The organism is Methylobacterium terrae, from assembly GCF_003173755.1.
In the GTDB taxonomy this organism is placed as follows: domain Bacteria; phylum Pseudomonadota; class Alphaproteobacteria; order Rhizobiales; family Beijerinckiaceae; genus Methylobacterium; species Methylobacterium terrae.
Window position 1 is genome coordinate 3,800,838 of sequence record NZ_CP029553.1, and the last position, 12,924, is coordinate 3,813,761.

At 72.0% G+C, this 12,924-nt stretch carries 12 protein-coding genes and 1 pseudogene; 7 read left to right on the top strand and 6 right to left on the bottom strand.

Features of this window, described 5'->3' with window-relative positions; genetic code table 11:
• The first annotated feature begins 49 nt into the window (after positions 1 to 49).
• The 7 genes from DK419_RS17505 to DK419_RS17535 all read left to right on the top strand — a co-directional run bounded on the left by DK419_RS17505 (position 50) and on the right by DK419_RS17535 (position 7,403).
• Complete coding sequence (locus tag DK419_RS17505) at positions 50 to 2,707, top strand: TIGR02302 family protein (protein ID WP_109960217.1); 2,658 nt, start codon at positions 50 to 52, stop codon at positions 2,705 to 2,707.
• A gap of 119 nt (positions 2,708 to 2,826) precedes the next feature.
• Entirely contained in the window at positions 2,827 to 3,012 is a 186-nt protein-coding gene (locus DK419_RS17510) for a twin transmembrane helix small protein (protein ID WP_109960218.1), read from the top strand.
• A gap of 136 nt (positions 3,013 to 3,148) precedes the next feature.
• Entirely contained in the window at positions 3,149 to 3,751 is a 603-nt protein-coding gene (locus DK419_RS17515; RefSeq protein ID WP_109960219.1) for an acyloxyacyl hydrolase, read from the top strand.
• Positions 3,752 to 3,840: 89 nt separating this feature from the next.
• Entirely contained in the window at positions 3,841 to 4,416 is a 576-nt protein-coding gene (locus DK419_RS17520; RefSeq protein WP_109960220.1) for a cob(I)yrinic acid a,c-diamide adenosyltransferase, read from the top strand.
• 206 nt (positions 4,417 to 4,622) lie between these two features.
• Complete coding sequence (locus DK419_RS17525) at positions 4,623 to 5,372, top strand: electron transfer flavoprotein subunit beta/FixA family protein (protein ID WP_109960221.1); 750 nt, start codon at positions 4,623 to 4,625, stop codon at positions 5,370 to 5,372.
• 44 nt (positions 5,373 to 5,416) lie between these two features.
• On the top strand, positions 5,417 to 6,367 hold the full coding sequence (locus DK419_RS17530) for an electron transfer flavoprotein subunit alpha/FixB family protein (RefSeq protein ID WP_109960222.1): 951 nt from the start codon (positions 5,417 to 5,419) through the stop codon (positions 6,365 to 6,367).
• 154 nt (positions 6,368 to 6,521) lie between these two features.
• Positions 6,522 to 7,403 (top strand): 3-hydroxybutyryl-CoA dehydrogenase, encoded by an 882-nt coding sequence (locus DK419_RS17535; protein ID WP_109960223.1) that lies wholly within the window; start codon positions 6,522 to 6,524, stop codon positions 7,401 to 7,403.
• 24 nt (positions 7,404 to 7,427) lie between these two features.
• Here the strand turns inward: DK419_RS17535 and DK419_RS29535 are convergent.
• The 6 genes and pseudogenes from DK419_RS29535 to DK419_RS17565 all read right to left on the bottom strand — a co-directional run.
• Positions 7,428 to 7,904: pseudogene (locus tag DK419_RS29535) on the bottom strand (hypothetical protein); the annotation flags it as partial.
• A gap of 150 nt (positions 7,905 to 8,054) precedes the next feature.
• Positions 8,055 to 8,369 carry a hypothetical protein gene (locus tag DK419_RS17545; protein ID WP_109960224.1) on the bottom strand — a complete coding sequence of 105 codons (315 nt, stop codon included), beginning with the start codon at positions 8,367 to 8,369 and terminating at the stop codon, positions 8,055 to 8,057.
• Between the two features lie 121 nt (positions 8,370 to 8,490).
• Positions 8,491 to 9,498 (bottom strand): NAD(P)H-quinone oxidoreductase, encoded by a 1,008-nt coding sequence (locus tag DK419_RS17550; RefSeq protein ID WP_109960225.1) that lies wholly within the window; start codon positions 9,496 to 9,498, stop codon positions 8,491 to 8,493.
• Between the two features lie 80 nt (positions 9,499 to 9,578).
• A complete protein-coding gene (gene upp, locus DK419_RS17555; protein WP_245443034.1) occupies positions 9,579 to 10,253 on the bottom strand; it encodes a uracil phosphoribosyltransferase in 675 nt (224 codons plus the stop codon).
• A gap of 33 nt (positions 10,254 to 10,286) precedes the next feature.
• The gene (locus DK419_RS17560) at positions 10,287 to 11,522 is read right to left on the bottom strand and encodes a URC4/urg3 family protein (RefSeq protein WP_109962363.1); all 1,236 of its coding nucleotides are present in this window, start codon (positions 11,520 to 11,522) and stop codon (positions 10,287 to 10,289) included.
• Positions 11,523 to 11,549: 27 nt separating this feature from the next.
• Entirely contained in the window at positions 11,550 to 12,800 is a 1,251-nt protein-coding gene (locus DK419_RS17565; protein ID WP_109960226.1) for a GTP cyclohydrolase II, read from the bottom strand.
• Between the last annotated feature and the right edge of the window lie 124 nt (positions 12,801 to 12,924).

Below are 12,924 nucleotides of genomic sequence, written 5' to 3' on the forward strand. Positions count from 1 at the left end.
GCCTGCCCGCTTCGAGCCGTCCCCGGATGGGAGCGAGCGGGAGCAGGGCATGACGAAGGCCGAGCCGGACACCGCCGAGCCGGACACCGCGCGGAGCACGCCCGCCCGGGAGGGTGCGCCGCAGGCCGGCGATCCGGTGCGCGCCGGCCTCGACCGGCTCGTCCTGCGGGCCGGCCGGGTGACGCTGTGGGAGCAGGCCTGGCCGATCCTGTGGCGCGGCCTCGCGGTCGTGCTGGTCTTCCTCGCCGCCTCCTGGCTCGGGCTGTGGCTCGATGCCGGGCCGATCCTGCGCATGGTCGGCGTCGCGCTGTTCGGGCTCGCCCTCGTGGCGCTCCTGCTGCCGCTCGTGCGCCTGCGCCGGATCGCCCGGAACCAGGCGCTGGCGCGCATCGACCGCGATGCGGGGCTGAGCCACCGCCCCGCCCAGGCCCTCGAGGACACGCTGGCGCTCGGCACCGACGATCCCGGCGCACGCACGCTGTGGGAGCTGCACCGCCGGCGCGCCGCCTCGACCGTGGCACGCCTCAAGGTCTCCGGGCCGCGCCCCGGGATGGCCCGGCGCGATCCCTTCGCCCTGCGCGCCGGCGCGATCCTCGCCGCGGTGGCGGGTGCCTTCGTGGCCGGGCCCGAGGCCGGCGACCGGCTGCGCGCCGCCTTCGACTGGCGCGGGCCGGTGGCGGCGGCGCCCGCCTTCCGGGTCGACGGCTGGATCGACCCGCCGCTCTACACGAGGACGCCGCCCCTCATCGTCACCCTGGCGGAGGCGGGCCAGCGCCTGCGGGCTCCGGTGAACTCGACGCTCGTCGTGCGCATCGCCGGCGCGAGCGACGCCACCGTGACGCCGGGTGCCGGCCTGAAGCCGCTGCCCGCCGCCGCGCCGGCCCGGCCCGACCTGCGCGAGGAGCGCTTCACCCTCACCGGCGGCACCGCCGAGGTCGCGGTGCAGACGGGCTTCTCGGCGAGCCACCGCCTCACCATCGAGACAATCCCGGACCGGCCGCCGGAGATCGCCTTCTCGGGCAACCCGGAGCCCAACGGGCGCGGCACCTTCACCCTCGCCTACCGGGCCAAGGACGATTACGGCATCGCCTCCGCCGAAGGCGTGGTCGAGCCGCAGACCAGGGGCCGCAGCCTGGTGCCGCCGCCGCGCCTGACCCTGAGCCTGCCGGCCGACGCGCAGGGCACCACCGACACCCGCACCCTGATCGACCTCACCGACAATCCCTGGGCCGGCGCCAAGGTGCTGCTGACCCTGGTGGCCAAGGACGAGGCCGGGCAGGAGGGCCGCTCCGCCCCCCTCGCCTTCACGCTGCCGGGGCGGTTCTTCACCAAGCCCCTGGCGCGCTCGCTCGCCGAGGAGCGCCGCCGCCTCGTCCTCGATCCGGACGGGAGCCGCGCCCGGGTCGAGACCTCGCTCGACGCGCTCCTGATCGCGCCCGAGCGCTTCACGCCGCAATGGGGCGTGTTCCTCGGCCTCAAGGAGGCCGCGCGGCGCCTGCGGGCGGCGAGGAGCGACGAGGACCTGACCGAGGTCGCCGACCTCCTCTGGACCATGGCGCTGCAGCTCGAGGAGGGCGACCTCTCGGACGCCGAGAAGGCCCTGCGCGCGGCCCAGGACCGGCTGAAGGACGCCCTCGACCGCGGCGCCTCCGACCAGGAGATCGCCAAGCTCACCGACGAGCTGCGCCAGGCCATGGACCGGTTCCTGAAGGAGTTCGCCCAGCGCCAGCAGCAGCAGAACCCGCAGAATCCCGGGCAGCAGAGCCAGCAGGCCGACCGCACGGTGACGCCGGACGACCTGTCGAAGATGCTCGACCAGATGCAGGAGGCGATGAAGCGCGGCGACGTGGCCGAGGCCCAGCGCCTGCTCGACCAGCTCCGCGGCATCCTCGAGAACCTGCAGACGGCCCAGCCCAACTCGCGCATGTCGGATCCCACCGCCCGCGAGATGAACCGCCAGATGCAGGACCTCGAGGCGATGGCGCGCGAGCAGCAGGGCCTGCGCGACGACACCTTCCGCCAGGGCCAGGAGCGCCGCTTCGGCAATCGCGGCCAGCCGCAGCAGCCCGGCCAGCAGGGGCAGCGCCAGCCGGGTCAGCGCGGGCAGCAGGGCCAGCGCGGGGGCGAGCCGCAGCAGGGCGAGGGCCAGCAGCCCGGTCAGCGCGGGCAGCAGGGCGGTCAGCAGCCGGGACAGCAGGGAGGTTTGGGCGAGCGCCAGCAGGCCCTGCGCCAGCGGCTCGAGGACCTGCAGCGGCGGATGAAGGAACTCGGCATGCAGGGCGAGCAGGGCCTCGCCGATGCCGAGCAGGCGATGCGCGACGCCGAGAACGCGCTCGGCCAGGGCCAGGACGGTTCCGCCGTCGACGCGCAGGGGCGCGCGCTCGAGGGGATGCAGCGCGGGGCGCAAGGCATGGCCCAGCAGATGCAGCAGATGGGCCAGGAGGGCGAGGGCCAGCAGGCCGACGGACAGCAGGGCCAGGGCAACCCGAACCAGCCCGGCCGCCAGGGCGCCCGCGACAGCGACCCCCTTGGCCGCCCGACCCGCAGCCGCGACTTCTCCGACGGCCGGGTGCGCGTGCCGACCGCCGAGGAATCCGGCGTCGAGCGGGCCCGGCGCATCCTCGAGGAGCTGCGGCGCAAGCTCGGCGATCCGAGCCGTCCGGCGGAAGAGCTCGACTATTTCGAGCGCCTGCTGCGGCGGAACTGACCCGCGCCGCAGCCCCTGGTCCCCCGCGCAGTCCCGCGGCGCCTGCGTCGCGGGGCCGCCTCGTCGCGCGGCCCCGTCACGCTCTATCAGGCGGCTCCACCTCGCGAGCCTTCCCCCGGATGTCCAGCAACACCCTCGTCCTCATCGCCTGCCTCGCGGTCGCCGTGGTGCTGCTGCTCGGCCTCGCCAACATGCTCCGCGGCGGCAGCGCCAACGTCTCGCAGCGGCTGATGCGGCTGCGGGTGCTGCTCCAGTTCGTCGCCATCCTGGTCATCATGGGGGTGCTGTGGTGGCGCGGCGTCTGACGCAGCGACACTGTGGCGGGGTGGCCGCACGGGGTGGAAAACCGGGACCGGACGGATTGCGCGGCGAGACGCGGCGCGCGCCGAACGGCTAGGGTGCGCCCTGCCCCAGCAACGGGGGCGGTGGACCGTTCGACAGATGCGCGTAACCCTTCCGAGCCGCGCCGCGGCGATCGTCACGACGGCCCTCCTGGCCGCACCGGCCGCACAGGCCGCCGATCCCTCGGCACTGGTCCCGTCCTACCGGCCGCCGGTCCAGCCCCTGAGCATCGTGTCGGAGTTCCGCATCGGCGGCTCCGCCCAGGATCCGGGCAGCAACGAGAAGAACACCAGCAACATTAACGGCGAGTTCCTGTTCGCCAAGCCGGTCACGGTGGCCGACCGGCTGTGGAACGCGCTGATCCCGCGCCCGACCGTCGGCGGCAGCTACAATGTCGACGGCCGCACCAGCTACGCCTATCTCGGCGCGACCTGGACCTTCGACATCACCGACCGGATCTTCGTCGAAGGCTTCTTCGGCACCGGCTTCCACGACGGCTATACCGGCCCGAAGGCGGGCGTGCCCAAGACCTTCAACGCGCTCGGCTGCAACCCGCTGTTCCGCGAGGCGGCGGCCGTCGGCTTCCGGCTCACCGAGCACTGGAGCGTGATGGCGACGATCGAGCACATGTCGAATGCCGGCCTCTGCGTCACGAACCGCGGCCTGACCAATTTCGGCGGCAAGGTCGCCTACACCTTCTGACGGCGGCCTGACCGGCGGGGCTGGCGCGGCGACGCGGGAGCGCTAGAACTCGCCGCCGGAGCGGGCGCGCCCGCCGAAGGGAGCTGCCCGTGGTCGTCCTCAACCGCATCTACACCCGCACCGGCGATACCGGCACCACGGCGCTCGCGAGCGGCGCGCGCCGCTCGAAGGCGGACCTGCGGGTCGAGACCTACGGCACCGTCGACGAGACCAATGCCTGCCTCGGCCTCGCGCGGCTGCACACGACCGGCGAGCTCGACGCGATGCTCGGGCGGATCCAGAACGACCTGTTCGACCTCGGCGCCGACCTCGCGACCCCGGAGACCGGCGAGCCCCTCTCCTACGAGCCGCTGCGGATCGTCGCCGCCCAGGTCGAGCGGGTGGAGCGCGAGATCGACGCGCTCAACGCGAACCTCTCCCCCTTGCGCTCCTTCGTGCTGCCGGGCGGCTCGGCCGCCTCCGCCTCCCTCCACCTCGCCCGCACGGTCTGCCGCCGGGCCGAGCGCCTGGCGGTGGCGCTCGCGGGGACGCCCGGCGAGATCGTCTCCCCGGTGGCGATCCAGTACCTCAACCGCCTGTCGGACTTCCTGTTCGTCGCCGCCCGGGTCGCCAACGACGACGGCGCCGCCGACGTGCTCTGGGTTCCGGGCAAGAACCGGGGCTGAGCGACCGCGGCGGGGCGACCGCAGTTGAGCGACCGCCGCCGAGCCCCGCGCCGCGTGCCCGGGGGAACCGCCCTCCGGCCGCGTTGACAAGTCGGAAAATCGGTCGTTACGGTCCGCGCCACCTTGCTCCATCGGGGATGATCGCGGGCCGGCCGAGGGAGGGCCCGTCCACGATCGTCCCTTCGTCCCTGAAGGATGCGACGATCATGAAGGTCCTGGTGCCCGTCAAGCGGGTGGTCGACTACAACGTGAAGATCCGGGTCAAGCCGGACGGCTCCGGCGTGGAGCTCGCCAACGTCAAGATGTCGATGAACCCCTTCGACGAGATCGCCGTCGAGGAGGCGATCCGCCTGAAGGAGAAGGGCAAGGTCACCGAGATCGTCGCCGTCTCGATCGGCCCGCAGGCCGCGCAGGAGACGATCCGCACCGCCCTCGCCATGGGCGCCGACCGCGGCATCCTGGTCAAGACCGACGCCGCCGTCGAGCCGCTCGCCGTGGCGAAGCTCCTCAAGGCGCTGGTGGAGAAGGAGAGCCCGGACCTCGTCATCCTCGGCAAGCAGGCGATCGACGACGATTCCAACCAGACCGGCCAGATGCTGGCGGCGCTGCTGGGCTGGCCGCAGGGCACCTTCGCGTTCAAGCTCGAGGTGGCCGAGGGCAACCTCGACGTGGTGCGCGAGATCGACGGCGGCCTGCAGACCCTGAACCTCCAGCTGCCGGCGATCGTCACGACGGACCTGCGCCTCAACGAGCCGCGCTACGCATCGCTCCCCAACATCATGAAGGCGAAGAAGAAGCCCCTCGACACGGTCGAGCCGGAGGCGCTCGGCGTCGACGTGAGCCCGCGCCTGAAGGTGCTCAAGACCGTCGAGCCGGGCGGCCGCAAGGCCGGTGTCAAGGTCGCCAGCGCCGCCGAGCTCGTCAACAAGCTGAAGGTCGAGGCCGGCGTCCTCTGACGAGGACGCACAGGCATCCCTGAGAGAGGAAGGACACCCACGCCATGACCACCCTCCTGCTGATCGAGCATGCCGGCGGCGCCGTGAAGGACGCCAGCACCAAGGCCCTGACGGCGGCCAAGCAGCTCGGCGCCCCGGTCCACGCCCTCGTGGTCGGCGCCGACGCGCAAGGGGCGGCGGACGCCGCCGCCAAGCTCGACGGGGTCGAGAAGGTGCTGCTGGCGGCCGACGCCGCCTACGACCACCTGCTGGCCGAGCCGACCGCCGCCCTGGTGGCGGGGCTCGCCGCCTCCTACGACACCGTGATCGCCGCCGCCTCGACCGAGGGCAAGAACGTGCTGCCGCGCGTCGCCGCCCTCCTCGACGTCGCCCAGGTCTCGGACATCATCAAGGTGGTCGGTCCCGACACCTTCGAGCGGCCGATCTACGCCGGCAACGCGATCCAGACCGTGCAGGCAACCGACGCCAAGCGGGTGATCACGGTCCGCACCGCCGCCTTCCAGGCCACCGCCGAGGGCGGCTCCGCCGCCCCGGTCGAGGCGGCCCAGGCGGGTGCCGCCCCGGACGCGAAATCGTCGTTCAAGGGCGAGGAGATCGCCAAGTCCGACCGTCCGGAACTGGCGGGTGCCCGCATCATCGTGTCGGGCGGCCGCTCCCTCGGCTCGGCCGACAAGTTCAAGGAGCTGATCGAGCCGCTCGCCGACTCGCTCGGCGCCGCGGTCGGCGCCTCGCGCGCGGCGGTCGATGCCGGCTACGCGCCGAACGACTGGCAGGTCGGCCAGACCGGCAAGGTCGTGGCGCCGGACCTCTACGTCGCGGTCGGCATCTCGGGGGCGATCCAGCACCTCGCCGGCATGAAGGACTCGAAGGTCATCGTCGCCATCAACAAGGACGAGGAGGCGCCGATCTTCCAGGTCGCCGATTACGGCCTCGTCGGCGACCTGTTCCAGGTGGTGCCGGACCTGCAGCAGGAAATCGCCAAGTCCAAGGGCTGACCGAGACGGGCTGACGGTCGGGGCTGAATGGTGTCCGCCCCTCGCGCGAGGGGCGGCACAACGACCCGACCGGAACTCATTGGAACCCTTCGCATCTGCGAAGGCGCGGTGATATGAACGCTCGGTGTCGGCGCGGCGGGAAGGCAGGGGTGTGATGGGCATCGAGATCAAGACGGTCGGCATCATCGGGGCCGGTCAGATGGGCAGCGGCATCGCCCATGTCTGCTCCCTGGCCGGGCTCGACGTGCGGATGAACGACCGCGATCCCGACCGCCTCAGGAACGGTCTGGCGACCGTCAACGGCAACCTGCTGCGCCAGGTCTCGAAGGGCGCGATCACCGACGACCAGCGCCGCGACGCGATCGAGCACATCATCGCGGTCGATTCGTTCGACGATTTCGGCCCCTGCGACCTGGTGATCGAGGCGGCGACCGAGGACGAGGTGATCAAGCGCAGCATCTTCAGCGCGCTGTGCCCGTCGCTGCGGCCCGAGACGATGGTGGCGACCAACACCTCGTCGATCTCGATCACGCGGCTCGCCGCCTCGACCGATCGGCCCGAGCGCTTCATCGGCATCCACTTCATGAACCCGGTGCCGGTGATGCAGCTCGTCGAGCTGATCCGCGGCATCGCCACCGAGGACCCGACCTACGAATCGGCCAAGGCCTTCGTGAAGCGCCTCGGCAAGATCGTGACGGTGTCGGAGGATTTCCCGGCCTTCATCGTCAACCGCATCCTGCTGCCGATGATCAACGAGGCGATCTACACCCTCTACGAGGGCGTCGGCTCGGTCGATTCGATCGACACCGCGATGCGGCTCGGGGCCAACCATCCGATGGGCCCGCTCCAGCTCGCCGACTTCATCGGCCTCGATACCTGCCTGTCGATCATGCAGGTGCTCTACGAGGGCCTGGCGGATTCGAAGTACCGCCCCTGCCCGCTCCTGGTGAAGTACGTCGAGGCCGGCTGGCTCGGCCGCAAGACCAAGCGCGGCTTCTACGATTACCGCGGCGCGGAGCCGGTGCCGACCCGCTGAGGCACGGCCTCGCCCGGGGTCTGGCGGCCGCCGCATGATGCGCGGCCGCCAGACCCCGAGGACAACGTTCAGCGTCGAAATCGCCAGCAGCACCCACAGAGTCCCTCGCTCGGCCCCGAGCGAGAGGGCCAGGGTCGCCGGATCGACGCGACCGAGGAGGGCCTGCGCGGCGCGGTCGGCTTCGATCTGCATCGGACCCTGGACGCCGACGAAGCCGTACTCGAACATCAAGACGCCGGTGGCGAGCTTCACCCAGGCCCAGCCGGCGTTCTGGAACGCCCGGTTGAGGGCGATCGCCAGCAATCCGGCGACGAGCATGAGTGCGAGCGACGGCAGGAAGACCCACGTCGCCACCGCCGCCATCGCGCCGCGCATGAGGGCGTAGCCGGCGAGCGCCGTGGATGGCGCGGGAACCACGCCCAGCATCACCACCAGGGACGCCATCGCCCCCATCAGGCCGATCGCCCCCATCGTGTGAAGGAACTTCATCAGGCGCCGCATCGCGACGGTCCCACCCTCTCTGCCCACCGGTACCCTAGGGACGGTGCGGCGGCGGCGGGGATCACATTCCCGTGCCGATCGGGCGTTCGAAACGGCGAGGGGCCGCTCCCCTGCCGGGAAGCGGCCCTTCGTGGCTCCGAGCGTGAACGCTTACTTCGCGTTGGTCGAGCCGGTCGACTTCGGCTCGGCCGGGGCCGGATAGGCCGGGTTGCCGGCCGGCACGCCGGCGCTGTTCGACGACGAGACGCCGCCGCTGCCGTTCGTCGATCCGGTGATCTGCTGGCGCGAGGCATCCTGGCTCTGGCTGGCATAGTCCTTCGGCGCGTTGGCACCGTTCCAGCTCAGGAGCCCGACCATGGCGATCGCCAGGAGGGCGAGGCTGCCGAGCAGGACGTAGAGGACGGGACGGCCCTTGGCGCCCTGGCGGGCCTCGGTCGGGGTCTCGACGGTGCGGTTGGGATCCATGGGGAACCTCGGGCTGGAGGCTCGGCGGCTGCGCCGAGCGGTGATCCGTTGTGCAGCCAACGTCACCGATCGGCCGAGGTTCCTCGCGCGCCCGCCGCAGGGGCGCGCGATGCCCGTCAATCTACTTGCCGGTCCGCAGCATGATCTTGCCGAGATGGGCGCTCGACTCCATCAGCTCGTGCGCCGCCCGCGCGTCCTCCAGCGGGAAGGTGGCGTGGATCACCGGCTTGACGGTGCCGGATTCGAGCAGCGGCCAGACCTCCCGGCGCAGGCCGTCGGCGATGGCGGCCTTCTGGGCGACCGTGCGGGGACGCAGGGTGGAGCCGGTCACGGTGAGGCGCCGGATCATGATCGGGGTCAGGTTGAGGTTCTCCGCCATGAAGCCTTGCAGGAAGGCGATGACGACGAGCCGGCCTTCGAGCGCCAGCGACTTCACGTTGCGCTCGAGATAGGCCGCGCCCACCATGTCGAGGATCACGTCGACCCCCTGGCCGTCGGTCAGGCGCTTCACCTCGGCGGCGAAGTCGGCCTCGCGGTAGTTGATGGCATGGTCGGCGCCCAGCGACTCGCAGAAGTCGCATTTCTCGGCCGAGCCGGCGGTGGCGTAGACCGTGGCGCCGAACCGCTTGGCGAGCTGGATCGCCGTCGAGCCGATGCCGCTCGACCCGCCATGGACCAGGAAGCGCTCGCCCCGTTGCAGGCGCCCGCGCTCGAACACGTTGGTCCAGACCGTCCAGTAGTTCTCCGGCAGGCCCGCCGCCTCGACGAGCGAGAGCGGACCGGGCTTCGGCAGGCAGAGCGACACGTCGGCGAGGCAGTACTCGGCGTAGCCGCCGCTGATCGTGAGCGCGCAGACCTCATGGCCTTCCCGCAGCTCCGTGACGCCTTCGCCCGAGCCGACGACGCGGCCGGCGATCTCCAGGCCCGGCACCTCGGTGGCGCCGGGCGGCGGCGGGTACTTGCCGGCCCGCTGCTGGCAATCGGGCCGGTTCACGCCGGCCGCCACGACCTCGACCAGCACCTGGTTCGGGCCCGGGCGCGGCACCGGCACGGTCTCGATCCCGATCACCTCCGGCCCGCCGGCCCCGTTGAAGCGGACCTGGCGCATGGTGGCGGGGATCGACGGCATGGGGCGGCTCCGAAGTCGCGGGGTAGGCGTCCTTACCTGCCGCGTGGGTGCGCCAGCGGCAAGGGGCTACCCCCGACGGGCTACCGCGTGCCGTACATCCGGTCGCCCGCATCGCCCAGCCCCGGCAGGATATAGCCGTGCTCGTTGAGGTGGCTGTCGATCGCCGCGGTCCAGACCGGGACGTCGGGATGCGCGCCCTGGAACTTGGCGAGGCCCTCCGGCGCGGCGAGCAGGCAGACGAAGCGCAGGTCGCGGGCGCCGCGCTCCTTCAGCCGGTCGACCGCGGCGACGGCCGAGTTCGCCGTCGCCAGCATCGGGTCGAGGACCAGCACGGTGCGGTCGGCGAGGTCGGACGGGGCCTTGAAGTAGTACTCGACCGCCTCCAGCGAATCGGGATCTCGGTAGAGGCCGACATGGGCGACGCGGGCCGAGGGCAGCAGCGACAGCATGCCGTCGAGGAAGCCGACGCCGGCGCGCAGGATCGGCGCCAGGACGAGCTTCTTGCCGGCGATCTGGGCGCCCTGCATCGTGACCATCGGGGTCTCGATCTCGACCGGCTCCAGCGGCAGGTCGCGGGTGACCTCGTAGGCGAGCAGCGTCCCGATCTCGTTGAGGAGCTGGCGGAAGCCCTTGGTCGAGCGCGCCTTGTCCCGCATCAGGGTCAGCTTGTGCTGCACCAGCGGGTGGTCGACCACCGTGACCGGCGCCACCCCCGTCTCCCCGCGCGCACCCGCACCCTGCATCGCCGTCTCCATATTCACGATCTTACTCGCACGATCACACTCGACTCAGAATACGGTGCCGTCGCTCGCGATCGCCAGCGGCGGCGCGCCCTCGGGGCGCAAGGACTTGGCCAGGCGCCGGCCGGTGGCCCAGGTGCCGCCCTCCAGCACCTTGGCGAGGGGCAGCTCGGCCGGATCCTCGACTCCGAGGCGCTCGCGCACCAGCGGTGCCAGCCGGTCGAGGAGCGCCACGGTGAGCGCCCGCCACTCCACGACGAGGCGCGAGTCGACGGCGTGCGGCTGCTTGGCCTCCTCGGGCCGGCGAAGCGCCAGCACCCCGGTATCGAGGAACAGGCCGCCGTTGCGGTACTCGGGCAGGCCCGTCAGCGCATCGAGGCCGGTGACGGTCAGGCCCGCCTCCTCCAGCGGCTCGAGCAGCGAGTAGGCGAGCCACTGCGACAGCTTGTGGAACGGCACCAGCCCCTCGGTCGGTCCGGTGCCGCCGGCCAGCGGATGGCGCCAGGTATCGCCGAGATCGACGCCGTCGACGACGATGCGGCCGGGCCAGATCGGCCCGAGATGGGTCAGCAGCACCTCGAGCGCCGTCTCGGCCGCGACCTCGCCGTCCCGGGCCCTGGCCTTGATGCGGTCGAACAGGAAGCCGGGGCGCGCGTCCGGGCCGAAGCCCTCGGGATCGGCCGCCGCGACCTGGCCGAGGCGGTTGAGGAGCGCGGTGCGGCCGGACAGGCCGACGAGGGGGTTGGTCGGCGAGACCTGGAAGCCGTCGGCGAGTTCCGCTTCGGTCAGGCTCGCGAGCGCGCGGGCGTCGGCGCGGAACGGGTCCTCCGGCGCGGAGGAGAAGAGCCCGGACACGAACATGTCGAAGCTCGCCACCGCCAGGCCTTCGGAGCGGGCATAGGTCTCGCCGGTGCGGCCCTCCTCGTAGCGCCAAGTCGGGCCGGCGCCGGCATCGAGCAGGACGCTCACCACCACGAGGTCGAAGGCGGCCCGCGCCTGCTCGGCCGGATCCTCGAACGGCGCGGCATGGACGAGGGAGCCCCAGCGCTCGAACCTGCCGACGGAGAAGTGGCGCCAGCGGGCGTGGTAGGGGATGGCGAGGTCCGGATAGGCCTCGCGGATCGTCTCGACCACCGCGTCGGCGCAACCGCCCAGGCGGTCGAGGTCGACCACGAAATGGTCGAGCCTGCCCTCGAGCCCGGCCTTGAGCAGGGTCTCGGCGCGGGCGCGCACCGCCCGGGCCGAGAGCAGGCTGCGGGCGGTCGAAAACTCAGGCACGGGCATCTCCAAAGGCGTGTCGTACGGGCGACGTCAGAACCGCTCGAGGTCGCGGCCCTTCACGGCGTCGAGGTGTTCGGCGGTGCCGTCCGGCGCGTAGTAGCCCGCCGCCTTCTTGGCCTCCATCTCGACCGAGGCGTCGGGCGGGATCAGCTCCGGCGGGATCGGCACCCGCTCGCCAACCTCGATCCCCGAGCCGGTGATGGCGTCGTACTTCATGTTCGACATCGACATCAGCCGGTCGATGCGCCGGATGCCGAGCCAGTGCAGCACGTCCGGCATCAGCTGCTGGAAGCGGGCATCCTGCACGCCGGCGACGCACTCGGTGCGCTCGAAGTAGGTGGCGGCGGAATCGCCCCCTTCCTGGCGCTTGCGGGCGTTGTAGACCAGGAACTTGGTCACCTCGCCGAGCGCGCGGCCCTCCTTGCGGTTGTAGACGATGACGCCGGTGCCCCCGGCCTGCGCCTCGCGCACGCATTCCTCGATGCCGTGGGTGAGGTAGGGCCGGCAGGTGCAGATGTCGGAGCCGAACACGTCCGAGCCGTTGCACTCGTCGTGGACGCGGCAGGCGATGCGCCGGCGCGGGTCGGTCAGGCCGGCGACCTCGCCCATCACGTAGACGGTGCAGCCGCCGATCGGCGGCAGGAAGACCTGGAGGTCGGGCCGGGTGACGAGTTCGGGGAACATGCCGCCGGTCTGCTCGAACAGCGTGCGGCGAAGCGCCGTCTCGCTGGTGCCGAAGCGGGCGGCGACGCCCGGCAGGTACCAGACCGGATCGACCGCGATCTTGGTGACCGAGATGTCGCCGGTGGCATGCAGCACCGTGCCGTCGGCGGCGAGCCGGTGGGCGCCCATCGCCGCCAGGATCTCGGGCAGGCTCAGGCGCGCCTTGGTGACCGCGATGGTCGGACGGATGTCGGTGCCGGTGGTGATCGCCTCGCGAAACACCTCGCCGGGCCTATGCCCCCAGGGATCGAGCGAGACGATCTTCCCCGGGTCGGCCCATTGCGGGTGGGGACCGATCTCGACCACCGGATGGGTGTTGGTCAGGTCCGGCCGCGCGAGCGGGTTCATCGCCCGCCCGGCGATGGCAAGCGCCCGGTAGAGCGAGTAGGCGCCGCCATTGGCCCCGATGACGTTGCGGTCGGCCGGGGTGGTGACGGTGCCGATGATCGGCCCTCGCTCGCGCGGGTCGGCGGCGCCCCAGCGGATCGGCCAGCGGGCGGTGCCCGGCTCCGGATGCGAGGTGAGCCGGATATGCGACGAGCGGTTGGAACTGGTCATGCGGACGCGCCGTCCTTCAACGGAGAAGGCTCCCCGCGGGGGCCGCGAGGAGCCTGTCGATGCTTGACCTGATGGAGGGTGCCCCGGGCGATTCGGCGCGTCAAGCTCAAGCCTGAGGCGCTGA

Excerpts from the sequence above, each read along its gene's own strand:
- DK419_RS17505 (WP_109960217.1), top strand. The coding sequence starts at position 50 with ATGACGAAGGCCGAGCCGGACACCGCCGAGCCGGACACCGCGCGGAGC.
- DK419_RS17510 (WP_109960218.1), top strand. The coding sequence starts at position 2,827 with ATGTCCAGCAACACCCTCGTCCTCATCGCCTGCCTCGCGGTCGCCGTG.
- DK419_RS17515 (WP_109960219.1), top strand. The coding sequence starts at position 3,149 with ATGCGCGTAACCCTTCCGAGCCGCGCCGCGGCGATCGTCACGACGGCC.
- DK419_RS17525 (WP_109960221.1), top strand. The coding sequence starts at position 4,623 with ATGAAGGTCCTGGTGCCCGTCAAGCGGGTGGTCGACTACAACGTGAAG.
- DK419_RS17530 (WP_109960222.1), top strand. The coding sequence starts at position 5,417 with ATGACCACCCTCCTGCTGATCGAGCATGCCGGCGGCGCCGTGAAGGAC.
- DK419_RS17535 (WP_109960223.1), top strand. The coding sequence starts at position 6,522 with ATGGGCATCGAGATCAAGACGGTCGGCATCATCGGGGCCGGTCAGATG.
- DK419_RS17545 (WP_109960224.1), bottom strand. The coding sequence starts at position 8,369 with ATGGATCCCAACCGCACCGTCGAGACCCCGACCGAGGCCCGCCAGGGC.
- DK419_RS17550 (WP_109960225.1), bottom strand. The coding sequence starts at position 9,498 with ATGCCGTCGATCCCCGCCACCATGCGCCAGGTCCGCTTCAACGGGGCC.
- upp (WP_245443034.1), bottom strand. The coding sequence starts at position 10,253 with ATGGAGACGGCGATGCAGGGTGCGGGTGCGCGCGGGGAGACGGGGGTG.
- DK419_RS17560 (WP_109962363.1), bottom strand. The coding sequence starts at position 11,522 with ATGCCCGTGCCTGAGTTTTCGACCGCCCGCAGCCTGCTCTCGGCCCGG.
- DK419_RS17565 (WP_109960226.1), bottom strand. The coding sequence starts at position 12,800 with ATGACCAGTTCCAACCGCTCGTCGCATATCCGGCTCACCTCGCATCCG.